This is a genomic window from Bordetella genomosp. 1, assembly GCF_002261335.1.
GTDB lineage: Bacteria > Pseudomonadota > Gammaproteobacteria > Burkholderiales > Burkholderiaceae_B > Bordetella.
The window spans coordinates 178,385-195,927 of sequence record NZ_NEVL01000004.1; the positions used below are offsets into that span (position 1 = coordinate 178,385).

Consider the following 17,543-nt stretch of genomic DNA (forward strand, 5'->3'; position numbering starts at 1 on the left):
AGGTTGATCCGTCCCCCGCTTGCCTCCAACCCGCCCGGCCGTTACAGTTCGGCCTTGGACACCGCCCGCGCGCCCACGCCCGCCGGCCCTGCCCGTCCCGCCCCCTGGAGCTTTCTTTGCTGACCCTGATCCGCGACGCCGGCTGGCCGATCTGGCCCCTGCTTGCCCTCTCCGTCATCGGCCTGGCGCTGATCCTCGAACGCCTGCTGTCGCTGCGCCGCAGCCTGGTGATGCCGCGCGGGCTCAACGAGCAGGTGGCCGACATGCTGCGCAATCACCAGGATACGCCCGAAGCCCTGCAGCGCCTGGAGCGCAATTCGCCGCTGGGCCGCATCCTGGCCGAGGTGCTGCGCCACCGCCACCTGCCGCGCGCCACGCTGCGCGAGGCGGTCGAGGACACCGGCCGCGCCGTGGCGCACGACCTGAGCCGCTACGTGCCGGCCATCGGCACCGTCGCGATGGTCGCGCCGCTCATGGGCCTGTTCGGCACCGTGGTCGGCATGATCGAGATCTTCGGCGCCTACAACCCCGGCTCGAGCGCCCCCTCCCAGCTCGCCCATGGCATCTCGGTGGCGCTGTACAACACCGGCTTCGGCATCCTGATCGCCATCCCGGCCATGATCGTGCATCGCTATCTGCGCAGCCGCGTCGACGGCTACCTGGCCGCGATGGAGCTGGCCGCGTCGCGCCTCGCGCGCCAGGTGGCGCCGGCGCAGGAGCGCCCATGAATTTCCGCGGCGCCCGCGGCCGCGACGGCGACGAGCTGGACATCAACCTGATTCCGCTCATCGACGTGCTGCTGGTCATGCTGATCTTCCTGGCGGCCAGCACCACCTTCGCGCGCTACACGCAGCTCAAGGTCACCCTGCCCCAGGCCGCCGCCGAGGCCCAGACGGCGGCGCCGCTGGAAGTCGCGGTCAGCCAGGACGGCCACTATGCGCTCAACGGCGTGCTGCTCGACGGCGCCGACCCGGCCGCCATGGCCGGCGCGCTGCGGGCGGCCGCCGGCACCCAGGCCGCGCCGGTCATCGTGATCAACGCCGACGCCCAGGCCCCGCACCAGGCCGTGGTCAACGTCATGGAAGCCGCGCGCCAGGCCGGCATCGGCCGCGTCAACTTCGCCGCCCAGGCGCCCCGCTGACCATGGCGGCAACGCCCTTCCTGGCACGGCACTGGGCCCGGCGCGGCTGGTTCGCGCGCCTGCTCTCCCCGCTTTCCGCCCTGGCCGCCCGCGCGGTCGCGCGCAAGCGCGCCGCCTTTCGCGACGGCCGCCGCGAGGCCTGGCGCGCGCCGGTGCCCGTGGTGGTGGTGGGCAACATCTACGTCGGCGGCACCGGCAAGACCCCGGTCGTGATCGCGCTGGTGGAAGGCCTGCGCGCGCGCGGCTTCACCCCCGGCGTGGTGAGCCGCGGCTACGGCGTGAAGATCGCGGGCGCGCCCCGGGTCGGCCAGGGCCGGCTCGACGCGGCCGCGTTCGGCGACGAGCCCGCCCTGATCGCCGCCGCCACCGGCGCCCCGATCGCCGTGCATCCGCGCCGCGCCCAGGCCGGTGCGGCCCTGCTGGCCGCGCACCCCGAGGTCGACGTGATCGTCTCCGACGACGGCCTGCAGCACCTGGCGCTGGCGCGCGACGTCGAACTGGTGGTGCAGGACGCGCGCGGCGTGGGCAACGGCCTGATGCTGCCCGCCGGCCCGTTGCGCGAACCGCCCGCGCGGCTGGCCGAGGTCGATGCCATCGTCATCAACGACGCCCAGGCCGACGCCCCGCCTGCCGACGCCGCCGGCCCCCGCCGCGTGGTGATGCGGCTGGTGCCCGCCCAGGTCACCCACCTGGGCACCGGCGAGGCCCGCACGCTGGCCGACTTCGCCCGCGTCGACCCGGCCCGTCTGGCGGCCGTGGCCGGCATCGGCCACCCCGCCCGCTTCTTCGCCACCCTGGCCGCCGCCGGCGTGCGCCCGGCCACCACGCTCGGGCTGCCGGATCACTACGGCTACGCCCGCTCGCCCTTCGTCGACCTCGCCGCCGACACCATCCTCATCACGGCCAAGGACGCGATCAAGTGCGCTGCGTTCGACGATCCGCGCCTGTGGGTGGTCCACGTCGGGGCGCAATTCTCCGATCCGGGCTTTCTCGACTGGATCGCCGCACGGGTGCAGGCCGCCCGCCCGCGGCCCGCGGCCTGAGCGGCGCGCCCGCGCGGTGGTACCATCGCCCCATCCGCGGCGCCCTGTGCGCCCGTCCTTTTTTCTCCACTAAAATCGCGCCATGGAATCCCGCCTTCTCGACATCCTCGTGTGCCCGCTGTGCAAGGGCCGCCTCGAATTCCAGCGGCAATCGGCCGAGCTGGTCTGCCATGCCGATCGCCTGGCGTTCCCCGTGCGCGACGGCATCCCCGTCATGCTCGAAAACGAGGCGCGTTCGCTCGACGGCGCCGCCGACGCCTGACCGCGCCGGGGCGCGCGCCCCGGTTTTTCCCGTTCGACACCCTTTTCAGAGCCCTGGACCTTGAGCTTCGTCGCCCTGATTCCGGCGCGCACCGCGTCGACCCGCCTGCCCGACAAACCGCTCGCGGACATCGCCGGCAAGCCCATGGTGGTGCGCGTGGCCGAACGCGCCGCGCTGTCCGGCGCCCGCCGCGTGGCCATCGCCACCGACGACGAGCGCGTGCGTGCCGCGGCCGCCGCGCATGGCTACGAGGCCCTGCTCACGCGTCCCGACCATCCCACCGGCACCGACCGGCTGGCCGAGGCGGTGGCGCAGCTCGGCCTGGCGCCCGATGAAATCGTGGTCAACGTCCAGGGCGACGAGCCCCTGATCGAGCCCGCCCTGATCGACGCCGTGGCCCAGCGCCTGCGCGACGCGCCCGAGGCGGCCATCGCCACCTGTGCCTGCCCGCTGGCCGACGCCCAGGCGCTGTTCAACCCGAACGCGGTCAAGGTGGTGTGCTCGGCATCCGACCGCGCGCTGTATTTCTCTCGCGCGCCGATCCCCTGGGCGCGCGATGCGCTGGCCGGCGGCGAACGCGTGCTCGCGCCCGGCCTGCCCGCCCTGCATCACATCGGCATGTACGCCTATCGGGTCGCGTTCCTGCGCCAGTACCCCACGCTTGCGCAGGGTCAACTCGAGCGATATGAATCGCTCGAACAGTTGCGTGCGATGGAACATGGGTACACCATCGCGGTGTTGCGCACCTCGGCCGCTCCGGCGGCCGGCGTCGACACGCCGGAAGACCTCGAACGCGTGCGGGCCCTCTACGCAAATCGGTTATAAGGGTTATGTCTCATGGCGCGGCCCCACACGCGCTGCTGCATTGCGGCATAATCGCCCCCGACTACAAAAAACCAATCCCCTTCTGGAGCACTCATGCGTCTCATCCTGCTCGGACCGCCCGGCGCCGGCAAAGGCACCCAAGCCGCTTTCATCACCCAACAATATGGCATTCCCCAGATCTCGACCGGCGACATGCTGCGCGCGGCCGTCAAGGCGGGCACCCCGCTGGGTCTCGAAGCCAAGAAGGTGATGGACGCGGGCGGTCTGGTTTCGGATGAGATCATCATCGGCCTGGTCCAGGATCGTCTCAAGCAGCCCGACTGCGCCAACGGCTACCTGTTCGACGGCTTCCCGCGCACCATTCCGCAGGCCGACGCGCTGAAGAATGCCAACGTCAAGCTCGACTTCGTGGTCGAGATCGCCGTGCCCGAAGAAGACATCATCGAGCGCATGAGCGGCCGTCGCGTGCACCCGGCCAGCGGCCGCAGCTACCACGTGCGCTTCAACCCGCCCAAGGTCGAGGGCAAGGACGACGTCACCGGCGAAGAGCTGGTCCAGCGCGACGACGATCGCGAAGAGACCGTGCGCAACCGTCTGGCCGTGTACCAGAAGCAGACCCGCCCGCTGGTCGACTACTACTCCGGCTGGGCCGCGCAGGACGCCGCCGCCGCGCCCCAGTATCGCAAGATCTCGGGCGTGGGCGCCGTCGAGGAAATCAAGGCTCGCCTGTTCGAGGCGCTCAAGAGCTGAGCCCCTCCCTGGCCGGCGGCGCCTCGCGCCGCCGCGGTCGACTCCGCGGAACCGCCGCCGGAGCCGCCATGAATTCAACTGCGTTTGAGAAGATCTGACATGGAAATCGCGAACAAGGTATTCATCGTGACCGGCGGCGCGTCCGGTCTGGGCGCGGGCACCGCCCGCATGCTGGTCGAGAACGGCGCGCGCGTCGTCATCGCCGACCTGCAGGACGAACCCGGCCAGGCCCTGGCCAAGGAGCTCGGCCAGGTCTACGTGCACTGCGACGTGACCCAGGAAGCCGACGGCCGTGCCGCCGTGGCGGCCGCGCTCGAGCTGGGCAAGCTGTTCGGCCTGGTCAACTGCGCCGGCGTGGCCCCCGCGGCCAAGATCGTCGGGAAGAACGGCGCGCACCCGCTGGAGCTGTTCCAGAAGGTCGTGTCGATCAACCTGATCGGCAGCTTCAACATGATGCGCCTGGCCGCCGAGGCCATGAGCAACAACGCGCCCGAAGCCACCGGCGAGCGCGGCGTGATGATCAACACCGCCTCGGTCGCGGCCTTCGACGGCCAGATCGGCCAGGCCGCCTACGCCGCCTCGAAGGCGGGCGTGGCCGGCATGACCCTGCCGATCGCGCGCGACCTCGCCAAGACCGGCATCCGCTGCATGACCATCGCCCCGGGCATCTTCGGCACGCCGATGATCTTCGGCATGCCCCAGGAAGTGCAGGATTCGCTGGCCGCCAGCATTCCCTTCCCCGCCCGCCTGGGCCGCCCGGAAGACTACGCCAAGCTGGTCCAGAGCATCATCACCAACGACATGCTCAACGGCGAGACGATCCGCCTCGACGGCGCGATCCGCATGCCGCCCAAGTAAGCCCCAGGAAGCGCCGGATCCCTCCGGCGCTTCTTTCTTGCGCGCGCAACCATCGCGCATGCAGTGCCGGGCCGCCCCGCCCGTTTTCCCGAATTCGCAGCACGATCCTCCCTCCCCATGGCATTGCTCCGCTCGGCAGCTACCGTCAGCAGCTTCACCCTACTCTCGCGCATCACCGGCCTGGCCCGCGACATCCTGGTCGCCCGCGCCTTCGGCGCCGGCCCGCTGACCGATGCGTTCTGGGTGGCCTTCCGCATCCCCAACCTGCTGCGCCGCCTGTTTGCCGAGGGCGCGTTCGCGCAGGCCTTCGTGCCGATCCTGGGCGCCGCGCGCAACAAGCACGGCGACGACGAGGTGCGCGTGCTGCTCGACCGCGTGGCCCTGCTGCTCACGCTCGCGCTCATGGTGGTGACCCTGGTCGGCATCGTGGCCGCGCCCTGGATCGTGACGGCCATGGCCAGCGGCCTGCGCAATTCCGCCCAGGACACCGAGTTCGGCGCCGCGGTCTGGATGACGCGGGTGATGTTCCCCTACATCCTGTGCATGTCGCTGATCGCCTTCGCCTCGGGCGTGCTCAACACCTGGCGCCGCTTCGCCGTGCCGGCCTTCACCCCGGTGCTGCTCAACGTGGCCATGATCGTGGCCTGTGTGTGGCTGGCGCCGCACATGGAGGTGCCGGTCTACGCGCTGGCGCTGGGCGTGATGGCGGGCGGCGTGGCGCAGCTGGCGGTGCAATGGGTGGCGCTGGCCCGCCTGGGCCTCACGCCGCGCTTTTCGCTGCGCTTTCGCGAAGCCTGGGCCGACCCCACCGTGCAGCGCATCCTGCGCCAGATGGGCCCGGCCACGCTCGGCGTCTCGGTGGCGCAGATCTCGCTGCTGATCAACACCAACATCGCCACCTGGCTCACGCCGGGCAGCGTCAGCTGGCTGTCGTTCGCCGACCGCCTGATGGAATTCCCGACGGCCCTCCTCGGCGTGGCGCTGGGCACGGTGCTGCTGCCCAGCCTGTCGGCCGCCCACGCACGCGCCGACCAGCACGGCTACAGCGCCCTGCTCGACTGGGGCCTGCGCCTGACCCTGCTGCTGGGCCTGCCCGCCGCCGTCGGACTCGCCATGCTGTCCGATGGGCTGGTCGCCACCCTGTTCCACTACGGCGCCTTCACGGCCAGCGACGTGGCGCAGACCCGCCTCGCCGTGATCGCCTATTCCGTGGGCCTGATCGGCCTGCTCGCGGTCAAGATCCTGGCGCCCGGCTTCTACGCCAAGCAGGACATCCGCACGCCGGTGAAGATCGCCATCGCGATCCTGGTGCTCACGCAGATCATGAACGCCATCTTCGTGCCCTGGCTGGCCCATGCCGGCCTGGCGCTGGCCATCGGCCTGGCCGCCTGCATCAACGCGCTCGCCCTGCTCACCGGCCTGCGCCGGCGTGGCGTGTATCAGCCGGGCGCCGGCTGGGCGCGCTTCCTGATGCGCTGCCTGCCCGCCCTGCTGGCGATGGCCGCCGTGCTGTGGTGGGCCGACCGGCATCTGGACTGGATCGCGCTGCAGAGCTATCCGCTGCTGCGCGCGGGCTGGCTCGCCGCCGTGCTGGGCGCCAGCGGCATCGCCTACTTCGGCGTGCTGTTCCTGCTGGGCGCGCGCCTGCGCGACTTCACCCGCCGCCCCGCCGCCGCGGTGCCCACCGACGCCGCATCCTGAGCCGTCCCGTGAAAAAGCCGGAGCCAGTGTGCTCCGGCCCAAATAATTAGGGACGCGCTGGGAATAATCTGCAACAATCCCGCACACGTTACACCAACTGCAACATTCGGCATGCAGACTGCATACACGCCGCGTGTTGGCGATATCCCTTGATACCGCAGGAAATTTTTCGCTATTCCCGGGGAACTCCCCCGATCCGAACAGGGTCTTTTCAATTCTTGAACGGTGACACCCTGCTACGCTAGGGTAATTTTTCGTAAAAAAGACTATTATTTACCGACTGCAATCTTTGGCCCTTTGGGGTCTGGTGTGGAAGAAGAAGTGATATCCACCGAACTGCCGCCGCTTTCCGACCAGGTCATCAACTGGTTGATGCTGCTGCGCTCGGGCCGCGCGACCCGCCACGACTATGACAACTTCATGGCGTGGCGCGACGCGAGCCCGGCGCACGAGAGCGCCTGGCAACAACTCACCCACGTCCTCGGTGGTCCCACCACCGGGCGGCTCGGCGACGCCTATCCCCTGGGATACGCGTCGGAGAATCCGCGCGCCCGTGCCATCGAGATCGAGATCGCCCCGGAGGCCGAGCCGCCGGCGCAACCCGAACGCCGCAGCTTCCTGGGCCTGGCGGCCGTGCTGGGCGGCGTCGCCATGGCGGGCGGCGTGCTCGCCGTGCGCGACTTCTACCCGCTCGCCAGCGTGGCGGCCGACGCCGCCACCGCGACCGGCGAGCGCCGCCGCTACCAGCTGTCCGACGGCACCCAGCTGCTGCTCGACGCGCGCAGCCGTATCAACCTCGAATACACCTCCAGCTACCGCCGCCTGCAGTTGCTCGAGGGCGCGGTCTCCGTCACCGCACCGCACGATCCGGCCCGCCCCTTCCTGGTCCAGACGGCCGAAGGCGTGGTGCGCTCGCTCGGCACGCACTACATGGTGCGGCAGCAGGCGCGCCGCACGCTGGTGGTGGTGCACGAAAACGAAGTCGACGTCGAAACGGTCGGCGGCGCCCGCAGCGTGGTGCGGGCCGGCAACGGCCTGCGCTTCGACACCGCCCGCACCGACGTGCAACGCGCGGAGCTCGCGTCCGAGGCGGCCTGGGAAGGCGGCTGGATCAACGCCAATGGCCGTCCGCTGGCCGAGGTGGTGGCGGCCCTGCGCCCCTACCGGCACGGCACCCTGCGGGTCTCCATGGCCGCAGGCGGCCTGCCGGTCACCGGCATGTTTCCGCTCGACGACACCGACGCCGCCCTGCGTACGCTGCAACAGCAGATGCCGATCCAGGTGAGCAAAATGACACCGTGGTTTGTGTCTATCAGCGTATCGGCATAGAATCACGGTCGTTGTGCCAATTGTGTTGGTCGCCCGCGCGCGTAAAAGCGCTGCCGGCGCCGCTCCGGACTCCTCCTTTGCCGGACCCTTGCCCCCCCAGCACAAACGGCTTTTCGCAGCAAAAACCCGCGCCCCGTCGCCGTTGCATCTCACGCGCAACCGCCCTGACGCCCGTTCTTGTTGCATTTGCACTACAAACACACCATCAGATCAACTCTCGGCGCTGTGTCCGGTCGCGTGTCTTCTTCCCTTGGGGCTTGCATTCCCCGGAGGGGCTGATACAATATCTGACTTTGCCGAATTCACTACTTTTTAAGCAACATGGCCAATACCGCCCAAGCCCGCAAGCGCGCTCGCCAATCGGTTGAGCGTAACAAGCACAACTCCAGCCTGCGCTCGATGCTGCGCACCGCCATCAAGCGTGTTCGCCAGGCCATCGAAGCCGGTGACAAGGCTGTGGCTGGTGAAACGCTGCGCAAGGCGACCAGCGTGATCGACCGCGTGGCTGACAAGAACATCATCCACAAGAACAAGGCCGCTCGCCACAAGAGCCGCCTGGCCGCTGCTGTCAAGGCGCTGGCCTAAGTTCTGCCGCCCCGCTCACCCGGGGCAGCAAGAATACGGCAAATGAAGAAGGATGCCCGCGGGCATCCTTTTTTGTTTTGGTCGCGCGGCCTCAGGTGGGGAATGCCTCGCGCAACGCGAAGGTGGCCTGCTTGAAGATGCCCAGGTCGGTGCCGACCGCGACGAAATTCATGCCCATGTCGATGTAGCGGCGCGCATCGGCCGCCACCGGCGCCAGGATGCCCACGGCCTTGCCGGCCGCGCTGATGCGCTCGTGCAGATGGCGGATGGCTTCCTGCACCTCGGGGTGACCCGGGTTGCCCAGGTGGCCCAGGCCGGCGGCCAGGTCCGACGGCCCGATGAACACGCCATCCACCCCTTCCACCGCCGCGATCCTGTCGACCGCCTCGATGCCGGGCCGGCTTTCGATCTGCAGCAGCACGCAGATGTTGTCGTTGATCGTGTGCAGGTAGTCAGGCACCGTGCCGTAGCGGTTGCTGCGCTGCAGGCCCGCCACGCCGCGCATGCCTTGCGGCGGATAGCGCGTGGCGGCCACGGCGCGCAGCGCGTCGTCTTCGGATTCGATGAACGGGATCAGCAGGTTGTAGAAGCCGATGTCGAGCAGGCGCTTGATCTCGACCGGGTCGTTCCACGACGGCCGCCCCACGGCGGCGCTGGCGCTGCCCTGCAGGGCCTGCAGCTGCTGCAGGAACATCGGCACCTCGTTGGGCGAGTGCTCGCCGTCGAGCAGCAGCCAGTCGAAATTGGCCAGGCCGGCGAGCTCCGCCGTGATGTGGCTCGACATGCACATCCAGAAACCGATGAGCCGTTCGCGCGCCAGGATGCGCTGGCGGAAGCGGTTGGGCAATGGGGAAGTCATAGTGTTGCAAATCTCCAGCTGAATGGGGTGCGCGCCACCCTGGCGCGCACCCGCGACATCCACGGTGCGGGCGATTGCCCGCGCCCGATCAATCCATGCGTGCGCCCGAGGCGCGTGCGGCCTTGCCCCACTTCTCGATCTCGCCGCTCACGAACTGCGAGAACGCCTTGGGATCGTTGCCGATCACCACGAAGCCGACGGCCTCGAGTTTGCCCTTGAGTTCGGGCTGCGCCAAGGCCTTGACGGTGGCCTTGTGCAGACGCTCGATCACCGGCGCGGGCGTGCCCTTGGGCGCGGACAGGCCGAACCAGGATTCCGCCGCGAAACCCGGATAGCCCGACTCGGCCACGGTGGGCACGTCGGGATAGGCGGGGTTGCGCTTCTCGCTGGCCACGGCCAGCGCGCGCACCTTGCCCGACTGCACCTGCGGCAGCAGGTTGTCCTGGTTGAGGAACAGCACCTGCACCCGGCCGCCGATGGTATCGGTGATCGCCGCCGCGCCGCCCTTGTACGGCACGTGCACGAGGTCGATGCCCGCCGCCTGCTTGAGCATCTCCATCGCCAGGTGGCCCGACGAGCCGTTGCCCGAGCTGGCGTGGGTGTACTTGCCCGGATTCGCCTTGGCCAGCTTGATGAAGTCGGCGAAGGTCTTGGCCTCGAAATCGTTGTTGGCCACCAGCACGTTGGGGCCGGTGGCGAGCAGCGAGATGTGGGCGAAGTCGCTGTCCTGGTAGGGCATGGACTGGTAGAGCGCGTAGCTGATCGCATTCGAGCCCACGCCCGAGAGCAGCAGCGTGTAGCCGTCGGCGGGCGACTTGGCCACGGCGTCCGAGCCGATGTTGCCGTTGGCCCCACCCCGGTTCTCGACGATCACGGTCTGGCCCAGCTCCTTGCCCAGCTCCGCGGCCAGCAGGCGGCCGACCGCATCGGTGCTGCCGCCGGGCGGGAACGGCACGATCAGGCGCACCGGCTTGTCGGGATAGGCGGCCTGCGCCTGCACGGCGCCGGGCGCGGCCCAGCCCGCGATCGCCACGACGGCGGCGCTCAATGCGCTGCACAGCAAGGTACGGCGTTGGTTCATGGTTTTGTCTCCTGTCGTGTTGTTATCGCCCGGTGCCATTGCGAGAGCCCGGCCCGGGCGTGTCGCCGGCCGTGAGCGGCCGGCATCGAGGCGCCGTGCGTCGATGGATGCGTCCGCAACCATCGGCGCACGGCGCCGGGTTCAGGACCCGCCGCGCGCCTCAGCCGCGCAGCACGAAGGGCGCGCCGGCGCGCTCGCAGATGCCGGCCAGGCGCTCGAGCAGGGCCGGCGCCAGCGCCAGGCCCAGGCTCGCGCGCTCGGCGCGTGCCCGCATCTCGGGGTCACCGGGCACCAGCACCGGCCGGCCCGGATCGGCCGGCGGCGTGTCGCGCATGGTGTCGATGAGCTCGTCCATGTCGTCTTCGAAGGAGCCGGCTTCGCGGAAGGCGTCGGGATTGAGGGCGAGGAAGAAGTGCCCCACGTCGTCGGGATCGCCGGCGCCGCGGCGCGCCTGGTGCCGAACCGCCAGCGCGCTGCCGCCCAGCGTGCCGCCCAGCACCTGCGCCATGAGCGCCAGGCCATAGCCCTTGTGGCTGCTCATGGCCGCGGTGCCGCCCAAGGGCGTCAGGCCGCCCTCGGCATGCTTGAAGATGTATTCCATGGCGCGGGCCGAGTCGGTGATCGTGTTGCCGGCGCCGTCCACCGCCCAGCCCGGCGGCAAGGGCTTGCCGAGGTAGTCGTAGACCTTGACCTTGTTGGCCGCGACCGTGGTGGTGGCCATGTCGAGCACCAGCGGCTCGTTCTGCGCAGCCGGCGCGGCGAACGCGATCGGATTGGTGCCCAGCATCGGCATGGCACCGTGCGTGGGAACCAGGATCAGCGTGGTGGCGCTGCTCGTGACCAGGCCCACCAGCCCGCGCTGCACGGCCATGCGCGCGTATACGCCGGCGGCGCCGAAATGATGCGAGTTGCGCACCGCGACCGCGCCCACGCCATGCTCCAGGGCCTTGTCGCAGGCCAGTTGCATGGCCTGCGCGCTCACCGGATGGCCCAGCCCGCCCATGCCGTCGAGCAAGGCGCTGGACCCGCCCTCGCGCACGATGCGCGGCCGCGCATCCAGCCGCAGCGTGCCCGCCTCGAGCTTGGCCTCGTACGACGGCAGCATCGAAATGCCGTGCGAATCGATGCCGATCAGGTCGGTCTCGGCCATGAGGTCGGCGGCCACGCCGGCCAGGTCGGCGGGCATGCCCCAGGCGCGCAGCACCCCGTCGATCTGTTCACGCACCCGCCCGATCGGCACGCGCCCGGTCTCCACCTCGATGGGGGTCTCGTCCGCGTGGGAATCCTGCCTGCTGCCGCTGTCCTGCACGATGTCTCCTTGGGGTCCTGTGGCCCGCAATGTGTGGTGTCGATGCGTGGCGCCGGCACGCCGCGCTCAGTCGCGCTCCCGGTCGACCAGGCGGTGCCGCGCCTGGCCCAGGTGAAACTGCATGGCGACGCGCGCGCGCTCGCCGTCCTGCTCGCGGATGGCGCTCAGGATGGCGGCATGTTCGTCGGCTACGCGCTGCGCCCGGGCGCGCGAGCCGGTCCGGGTGAGGCTCAGGCTCAGCCGCATGAAGCCGCTGATCGCCTCATGGATGTTCTCGAGCACGCCCCAGTAGAAATCGTTGCCGCTGGCGTCGGCGATGCTGGCGTGAAAGGCCAGGTCGGCCTCGGGCGACACCCTGCCCTGTTCGAGCGCCTCGACGAAGGCGCGGTGGGCCGCGGCGATGCGCTCGAGCTGCTCGTCGGTGCGGCGCAGGGCCGCGAGCCGGGCCGCGTCGCCCTCGAGCGCGACGCGCACTTCCTGGGCGCGCAGGTAGGCGCCCACGTTCTGCACGTCGGGGAAGGTCTTGAGTCGCGGGGCCGGCTGATGGCTGACGAAGGTGCCCAGGCCCTGGTGCGCCGTGACCAGCCCGTCGGCGCGCAGCCGCAGCAGCGCCTCGCGCACCACCGGCCGCGACACGCCGAACTTGTCGCAGATCTCGTGTTCGGAGGGCAGCTTGTCGCCGACGTTCAGGCGGCCGGACGCGATGCTCTCGAAGATCTGGCCGTAGAGCTGATCGGCCAGGCGCACGCGCTGGCCGCGCTCGAGCGGCGCGACATCGGCCGCCAAGGTGTCGTCGGCCACTTTCTCGGACTGCAACTTTCGGGCCACGCAAACTCCTGTACATCGATGAGCGAACGCTATGGTAGCGCCTGCGCGTGCGGCAGGCGCGGCGTCGCGCCCGGCCTCAGGCCGCCACGGCCTCGCGGTCGAAGTCGTAGAGCGCACGCGCCACGGGCTCGACCTGCTTCTTTTCCTCGGCCGACAGGCCGGTGAGCAGGGGCAGCATCGGGCCCATGTCGGCCACGCCGGCCAGGCTCACCGCGTCGTGCAGCACGCGGATCGGGCTGATGCCGTCGCGGCAATCCTCGAGCGCGATGAACGACTGGCGCAGCTGCTCGGCCTCGTCGAAACGGCCCTCGTGCAGCAGATGCAGCAGCCGCATCGACGCGCGCGGCGCCAGGCACACCGAGCCCGAGGTGAAGCTCTTCAGGCCGAAGTCGCGATAGTGCACGACCGCGGGCCGCTCGCCGATGCCGCTCACGATCCAGCGCGAATCGATCTCGGCCAGCAGCGACGCGAGGTAGGGATCATCGGCCGGGTTCTCCCGCACCGCGGCGTACTTGAAGGCCACGATGCGGTTCTCGGCGATCAGCTGTGCCAGCGTGTCGGGGCGCAGGTAGTTGGCCGACTTGATGTACACGACCACCGGCTTGCCCAGCGCGTCGGAGAAGCGGCGCACGCCCTCGGCGAGGCCCGCGTCGGTGTAGGGAAACGACATCGGCAGCAGCATCGCGGTGGGGAAGGCGCGGCTGCGCAGGATCGCCGCCTGGTCGATGAGCTTGCCGTAGTCGGGGCCGGCCGAGGGCAGCACCCAGGTGTCGGGCCCGGCCGCTTCGGCCAGGAAGTCGACCACGCGCGCATATTCGCTGACCGCGATGTTGTAGAAGTTGGCATTGCCGCCGTACATCACGTTGCGCACGCCACCGGCCTCGAGATGCCCCAGCAGCTTGCGGTTCGCCGCCTCGTTGAGCGAGAGATCGGCGTGGCGCGCCAGCGGCGGCACGGCAATCACGGAACGCTGCAGGTCGGCGGTGGTGACCGGGGTGGTTTTCATGGCCAGACTCCTCGTAATGGGCGGCGCACGACGGCGCGAAAGTGGCGGCCAGTATGCGGAAAAAACACTTGATTGACAAGTTGGCGCCCCATACCTATATTTGTTTTACAAGCATGGGCGGCCCACCGCCCGGGGCGGCCGCCCACGCGGCGCAAGCACGATGTTCAGCAAGTGGTGTTCAAGCAGTACGCAGGCGCGGCAACGCTGCCCTGCGAGCGATGCCCGCAGGCGCCGGCCACCGGCGCCCGACACGACACGATGCGCCGACACAGGCGCACACCTGGAGACAAGATCGATGCACCTGACCCTGCGCCGCGGCGCGCTCGCGCTCGCGACCTCCCTCGCCACCTGTATCGGTGCCCTCGCCACCCCGCTGGCCCATGCCGACGAAGCCGCCAGCTATCCCGAGCGCGACGTGCGCATCCTCGTGCCGTTCCCGGCAGGCGGCACCGCCGACATCGCGGCCCGCACCGTGGCGGCCGAGCTGGGCAAGCGCTGGGGCCGCGCGGTGGTGGTCGACAACAAGGCGGGCGCGGGCGGCAACGTCGGCACCGCCGAGGCCGCGCGCGCCAAGGGCGACGGCTACACCCTGCTGATGGGCACCGTGAGCACGCACGCCATCAACCAGTCGGTGTATCGCGAGCTGCCCTACGACCCGGTGAAGGATTTCGAGCCGGTGACGCTGGTGATTCCGGTGCCCAACGTGCTGGAGCTCAATCCCGCGTTTGCCAAGCGCCACAACATCAACAACGTGGCCGAGCTCATCACGTACCTGAAGGCCAATCCCGACAAGGTCAACATGGCCTCCACCGGCAACGGCACCTCCACGCACCTGTCGGGCGAGCTGTTCCAGGCCATGACCGGCACCCGCATGACGCACGTGCCCTACAAGGGCAGCAGCCCCGCGCTCACCGACGTGATGGCCGGCTCGGCCGACCTGATCTTCGACAACCTGCCCTCCTCGATGGGCTTCATCAAGGGCGGCAAGCTCAAGCCGCTGGCGGTCACCACCGCGGCGCGCTCGCCGGCCCTGCCCGACGTGCCGACGCTGGCCGAGGCCGGCGTGCCGGGCTACGAGGCCTCGAGCTGGTTCGGCCTGCTGGCGCCGGCCGGCACGCCGCCCGCCATCGTCGCCAGGATCCAGCGCGACGTGGCCGAGGCGCTGCAGAACGAACAGGTGCGCACGCAACTATTGGCCCAGGGCGCCGTGCCCTCGGGCAACAGCCCCGCGCAATTCAAGAGTTTCATGGCGGACGAGACCAAAAAATGGGCCGGCGTCGTGCAGAAATCCGGCGCCAAGGTGGACTGAGGCCGAGCGCCGCGGTCCGCCGGGCAACCCCGGCAAACAGCCCGGCCGCCGATGCGCGCGGCGCCGGGCATCATGATCTACACGCGCGCCAGGAGACAACGTGAAAAGCTTCAACTTTGCCGCCAGCCTCGTGCTGGGCACCCTGGCCTGCGCGTCCGTCGCGCACGCCGCCGACGACGCCAAGTCCTACCCCAACAAGCCGGTCACCATGATCGTGCCGTTCGTGCCGGGCGGCTCGTCCGACATCACCGCACGCTCGGTCACGCCGGGCCTGTCGAAGCTCCTGGGCCAGACCTTCGTGGTCGAGAACAAGCCCGGCGCCAACAGCTCGATCGGCGCGCAGCAGCTGGCCCGCTCCACGCCCGACGGCTACACCATGATGGTGGGCTCGATCGGCACCTTCTCGATCAACGAGGCGCTCTACAAGGACCTCTCCTACAACCCCAGCAAGGACTTCATCTACCTGACCCAGGCGGTGCGCAATCCCAACGTGCTGGTGGCGCCGCCCTCCTTCCCGGCCAACACCGTGGCCGAGCTGGTCGAGTATGCGAAGAAGAATCCGGGCAAGGTGTCGTACGCCTCCTCGGGCACGGGCTCGTCGGATCACCTGTCGGCGGTGATGTTCCGCCAGCGCACCGACACCACCGGCGTGGACGTGCCGTATCGCGGCGGCGGCGCCGCGATCGCCGACCTGATGGGCGCGCAGGTCAACGTGTCGTTCCAGAACCTCGGCGCGGTCCAGACCCACATCAAGGGCGGCAAGCTCAAGGCCCTGGCCATCACCGGCGGCGAACGCGTGAAGGACCTGCCCGACGTGCCCACGCTCGAGGAAGCGGGCGTGAAGGACATGGTGGTGTACTCCTGGCAGGGCTTCGCCGTGCCCAAGGGCACGCCCCAGCCCATCGTGACCAAGCTGTCCGACGCGCTGATCAAGACCCTGCACGACGAACAGGTCGCCAAGACCCTCGCCGGCCTGGGCTTCGAGGTGGTGGCCAACACGCCGCAGCAGTTCAGCGCGTTCCAGCAGCAGGAGGTCAAGCGCTGGAAGGAAGTGATCGAGAAGGGCAACATCAAGCTGGAATGAGGCCGCGCGCCTGATGCCGCTGTCCCGGGGACGCGCCCGCGCGCCTGCGCTGGCGCGTCCCGACCGCGACTATGCCGGCGCCGTCCGATCAAGTAGCATTTTCGTTTTGCCACCTCAGATTCGATCCCCATGACGACCAAGCAACGCATCATCCAGGTCGGCTCGTATGCCGGCTCGCCCTCCGCCAACGACCGCCTGGCCGAAGGCTACGACGTGTTCGAGCTCTGGAAGCACGAAGACCGCAAGGCCGCGCTGGCACAGCACGGCAAGGGCGTGACGGCGCTCGTCACCTCGGCCAGCTATGGTGCGACGGCCGAGCTGATGGATGCCCTGCCCGACCTGAAGGCGATCTGCAGCTGGGGCGTGGGCTACGAAACCATCGACGTCGCCGCCGCCAAGGCGCGCGGCATCCAGGTCAGCAACACCCCCGACGTGCTCACGGACTGCGTGGCCGACCTGGCCTGGGGCCTGCTCATCGCCGCGGCGCGCCGCATCGGCCAGGGCGAACGGTTCGTGCGCGACGGCAAGTGGGGCCAGATTCACGGCAGCATCCCGCTCGGCATGCGCGTGAGCGGCAAGAAGCTCGGCATCGTGGGCCTGGGCCGCATCGGCGAGGCCATCGCCCGCCGCGGGCTGGGCTTCGACATGGAAGTGCGCTACCACAACCGCCGCCAGCGCGACGACGTGGACTACGGCTACGAGGCCACCCTCACCGGCCTGGCGGAGTGGGCCGACTTCCTGGTGGTGGCCACCGTCGGCGGCGCACAGACGCGCCACCTCGTCGGCCGCGAGGCGCTGGAAGCGCTCGGCCCCAAGGGCATCATCGTGAACATCGCACGCGGCCCGGTGATCGACGAGGCCGCCATGACCGAGGCGCTGCAGAGCGGCAAGCTCGGTTTCGCCGCGCTCGACGTGTTCGAACACGAGCCCAAGGTGCCCGAGGCGCTGCGCAGCGGCGACCAGACCGTGGTCCTGCCACACATCGGCAGCGCCACCTACGAGACCCGTCTCGCCATGGAAGACCTGATGCTGGCCAACCTGAAGGCCTTCTTCGACACCGGCCGCGTCATCACGCCGGCCGAATAGGCCGGGCGCGAGCGCCATGCAAAAAGCCGCTGGCAAGACCAGCGGCTTTGTTTTTTGCGCGGCCGCGCGCGGCCCGCCGCCGGCGCGAACGGCACGGGCGCCGTCCGCGGACCTCAGATCTCGCGTTCTTCGGTCTTGAGCTGGTTGTCGCGGGCGAAGTCGACCACGAACTTGTAGGCGAGCGGTTCGAGCTCGCGCAGGCGCAGGTCGACCACGATGCCGCGCACGCCGTCGATCACGACAGGCAGCACATACGGGGAGTAGGTCAGGTGGTTGCCGGCGGAGCCGGGCGGGCGGAACTGGGCCATGACGCCGGCGAGACGTTCGGCCCAGTCACTGGGGCGGAAGCGCGACCCGCTCTCGGTAACGCCATGAATTACGAATTGTTTGACGCGATTTGCCATGGATTCTTCACTGCGGGCTGCGCGCGCGGACGCCGGATCGGCCGCGTCTCAAACATGCGACCCGCGCCGCGAATTGTATATGA

Annotated in this window: 19 protein-coding genes; 13 read left to right on the forward strand and 6 right to left on the reverse strand. The window is 69.6% G+C overall.

The genetic code is table 11. From position 1 onward, the window contains the following. Positions 1-116 precede the first annotated feature (116 nt). The 10 genes from CEG14_RS17755 (at position 117) to rpsT (ending at position 8,494) form a co-directional block, all read left to right on the forward strand. Positions 117-728, forward strand: coding sequence for a MotA/TolQ/ExbB proton channel family protein (locus CEG14_RS17755; RefSeq protein WP_094827749.1), 612 nt, complete (start codon positions 117-119; stop codon positions 726-728). Further along, positions 725-1,141 (forward strand): ExbD/TolR family protein, encoded by a 417-nt coding sequence (locus CEG14_RS17760; RefSeq protein ID WP_094827750.1) that lies wholly within the window; start codon positions 725-727, stop codon positions 1,139-1,141. The genes CEG14_RS17755 and CEG14_RS17760 overlap by 4 nt, the downstream gene beginning before the upstream one ends. A gap of 2 nt (positions 1,142-1,143) precedes the next feature. After that, complete coding sequence (lpxK, locus tag CEG14_RS17765; RefSeq protein ID WP_094827751.1) at positions 1,144-2,184, forward strand: tetraacyldisaccharide 4'-kinase; 1,041 nt, start codon at positions 1,144-1,146, stop codon at positions 2,182-2,184. 82 nt (positions 2,185-2,266) lie between these two features. Beyond that, the gene (locus CEG14_RS17770; RefSeq protein WP_094827752.1) at positions 2,267-2,446 is read left to right on the forward strand and encodes a Trm112 family protein; all 180 of its coding nucleotides are present in this window, start codon (positions 2,267-2,269) and stop codon (positions 2,444-2,446) included. A 60-nt stretch (positions 2,447-2,506) separates the two neighbouring features. Next, the gene (gene kdsB / locus CEG14_RS17775) at positions 2,507-3,271 is read left to right on the forward strand and encodes a 3-deoxy-manno-octulosonate cytidylyltransferase (protein WP_094827753.1); all 765 of its coding nucleotides are present in this window, start codon (positions 2,507-2,509) and stop codon (positions 3,269-3,271) included. 93 nt (positions 3,272-3,364) lie between these two features. Further along, positions 3,365-4,021 (forward strand): adenylate kinase, encoded by a 657-nt coding sequence (gene adk / locus CEG14_RS17780; RefSeq protein ID WP_094827754.1) that lies wholly within the window; start codon positions 3,365-3,367, stop codon positions 4,019-4,021. 99 nt (positions 4,022-4,120) lie between these two features. Beyond that, positions 4,121-4,879 carry a 3-hydroxyacyl-CoA dehydrogenase gene (locus CEG14_RS17785; protein ID WP_094827755.1) on the forward strand — a complete coding sequence of 253 codons (759 nt, stop codon included), beginning with the start codon at positions 4,121-4,123 and terminating at the stop codon, positions 4,877-4,879. Between the two features lie 117 nt (positions 4,880-4,996). Then, the gene (gene murJ / locus CEG14_RS17790; RefSeq protein ID WP_094827756.1) at positions 4,997-6,580 is read left to right on the forward strand and encodes a murein biosynthesis integral membrane protein MurJ; all 1,584 of its coding nucleotides are present in this window, start codon (positions 4,997-4,999) and stop codon (positions 6,578-6,580) included. Positions 6,581-6,901: 321 nt separating this feature from the next. Next, on the forward strand, positions 6,902-7,909 hold the full coding sequence (locus tag CEG14_RS17795; RefSeq protein ID WP_255032162.1) for a FecR family protein: 1,008 nt from the start codon (positions 6,902-6,904) through the stop codon (positions 7,907-7,909). A gap of 321 nt (positions 7,910-8,230) precedes the next feature. Further along, positions 8,231-8,494 carry a 30S ribosomal protein S20 gene (gene rpsT, locus CEG14_RS17800; RefSeq protein WP_094801920.1) on the forward strand — a complete coding sequence of 88 codons (264 nt, stop codon included), beginning with the start codon at positions 8,231-8,233 and terminating at the stop codon, positions 8,492-8,494. 91 nt (positions 8,495-8,585) lie between these two features. On the opposite strand, the gene garL is transcribed toward rpsT, so the two are convergent. The 5 genes from garL to CEG14_RS17825 form a co-directional block, all read right to left on the reverse strand. Then, positions 8,586-9,353 carry a 2-dehydro-3-deoxyglucarate aldolase gene (gene garL, locus CEG14_RS17805; RefSeq protein WP_094827757.1) on the reverse strand — a complete coding sequence of 256 codons (768 nt, stop codon included), beginning with the start codon at positions 9,351-9,353 and terminating at the stop codon, positions 8,586-8,588. Positions 9,354-9,441: 88 nt separating this feature from the next. Further along, positions 9,442-10,434 (reverse strand): Bug family tripartite tricarboxylate transporter substrate binding protein, encoded by a 993-nt coding sequence (locus CEG14_RS17810; protein WP_094827758.1) that lies wholly within the window; start codon positions 10,432-10,434, stop codon positions 9,442-9,444. Between the two features lie 160 nt (positions 10,435-10,594). Beyond that, on the reverse strand, positions 10,595-11,695 hold the full coding sequence (locus tag CEG14_RS17815) for an Ldh family oxidoreductase (protein WP_256985867.1): 1,101 nt from the start codon (positions 11,693-11,695) through the stop codon (positions 10,595-10,597). Between the two features lie 114 nt (positions 11,696-11,809). Continuing rightward, positions 11,810-12,559, reverse strand: coding sequence for a FadR/GntR family transcriptional regulator (locus tag CEG14_RS17820; RefSeq protein WP_255032186.1), 750 nt, complete (start codon positions 12,557-12,559; stop codon positions 11,810-11,812). An 88-nt stretch (positions 12,560-12,647) separates the two neighbouring features. Continuing rightward, positions 12,648-13,577, reverse strand: a complete 930-nt coding sequence (locus CEG14_RS17825; RefSeq protein WP_094827759.1) for a dihydrodipicolinate synthase family protein — start codon at positions 13,575-13,577, stop codon at positions 12,648-12,650. 295 nt (positions 13,578-13,872) lie between these two features. Here CEG14_RS17825 and CEG14_RS17830 point away from each other — a divergent pair, with 295 nt between their 5' ends. The 3 genes from CEG14_RS17830 to CEG14_RS17840 all read left to right on the forward strand — a co-directional run bounded on the left by CEG14_RS17830 (position 13,873) and on the right by CEG14_RS17840 (position 17,056). Next, positions 13,873-14,886, forward strand: coding sequence for a Bug family tripartite tricarboxylate transporter substrate binding protein (locus tag CEG14_RS17830; RefSeq protein ID WP_094827760.1), 1,014 nt, complete (start codon positions 13,873-13,875; stop codon positions 14,884-14,886). Between the two features lie 133 nt (positions 14,887-15,019). Beyond that, positions 15,020-15,970, forward strand: a complete 951-nt coding sequence (locus CEG14_RS17835) for a Bug family tripartite tricarboxylate transporter substrate binding protein (RefSeq protein ID WP_373454215.1) — start codon at positions 15,020-15,022, stop codon at positions 15,968-15,970. A gap of 129 nt (positions 15,971-16,099) precedes the next feature. Continuing rightward, positions 16,100-17,056: a 2-hydroxyacid dehydrogenase gene (locus CEG14_RS17840; protein ID WP_094827761.1), complete on the forward strand. Its 957-nt coding sequence runs from the start codon at positions 16,100-16,102 to the stop codon at positions 17,054-17,056. 113 nt (positions 17,057-17,169) lie between these two features. Here CEG14_RS17840 and CEG14_RS17845 read toward each other — a convergent pair whose 3' ends face one another. After that, positions 17,170-17,460, reverse strand: a complete 291-nt coding sequence (locus CEG14_RS17845) for a DUF3579 domain-containing protein (RefSeq protein ID WP_094801932.1) — start codon at positions 17,458-17,460, stop codon at positions 17,170-17,172. Positions 17,461-17,543: the final 83 nt, after the last annotated feature.

Excerpts from the sequence above, each read along its gene's own strand:
- lpxK (WP_094827751.1), top strand. The coding sequence starts at position 1,144 with ATGGCGGCAACGCCCTTCCTGGCACGGCACTGGGCCCGGCGCGGCTGG.
- CEG14_RS17785 (WP_094827755.1), top strand. The coding sequence starts at position 4,121 with ATGGAAATCGCGAACAAGGTATTCATCGTGACCGGCGGCGCGTCCGGT.
- murJ (WP_094827756.1), top strand. The coding sequence starts at position 4,997 with ATGGCATTGCTCCGCTCGGCAGCTACCGTCAGCAGCTTCACCCTACTC.
- CEG14_RS17810 (WP_094827758.1), bottom strand. The coding sequence starts at position 10,434 with ATGAACCAACGCCGTACCTTGCTGTGCAGCGCATTGAGCGCCGCCGTC.
- CEG14_RS17845 (WP_094801932.1), bottom strand. The coding sequence starts at position 17,460 with ATGGCAAATCGCGTCAAACAATTCGTAATTCATGGCGTTACCGAGAGC.
- CEG14_RS17770 (WP_094827752.1), top strand. The coding sequence starts at position 2,267 with ATGGAATCCCGCCTTCTCGACATCCTCGTGTGCCCGCTGTGCAAGGGC.
- CEG14_RS17840 (WP_094827761.1), top strand. The coding sequence starts at position 16,100 with ATGACGACCAAGCAACGCATCATCCAGGTCGGCTCGTATGCCGGCTCG.
- garL (WP_094827757.1), bottom strand. The coding sequence starts at position 9,353 with ATGACTTCCCCATTGCCCAACCGCTTCCGCCAGCGCATCCTGGCGCGC.
- CEG14_RS17825 (WP_094827759.1), bottom strand. The coding sequence starts at position 13,577 with ATGAAAACCACCCCGGTCACCACCGCCGACCTGCAGCGTTCCGTGATT.
- CEG14_RS17830 (WP_094827760.1), top strand. The coding sequence starts at position 13,873 with ATGCACCTGACCCTGCGCCGCGGCGCGCTCGCGCTCGCGACCTCCCTC.
- rpsT (WP_094801920.1), top strand. The coding sequence starts at position 8,231 with ATGGCCAATACCGCCCAAGCCCGCAAGCGCGCTCGCCAATCGGTTGAG.
- adk (WP_094827754.1), top strand. The coding sequence starts at position 3,365 with ATGCGTCTCATCCTGCTCGGACCGCCCGGCGCCGGCAAAGGCACCCAA.
- CEG14_RS17760 (WP_094827750.1), top strand. The coding sequence starts at position 725 with ATGAATTTCCGCGGCGCCCGCGGCCGCGACGGCGACGAGCTGGACATC.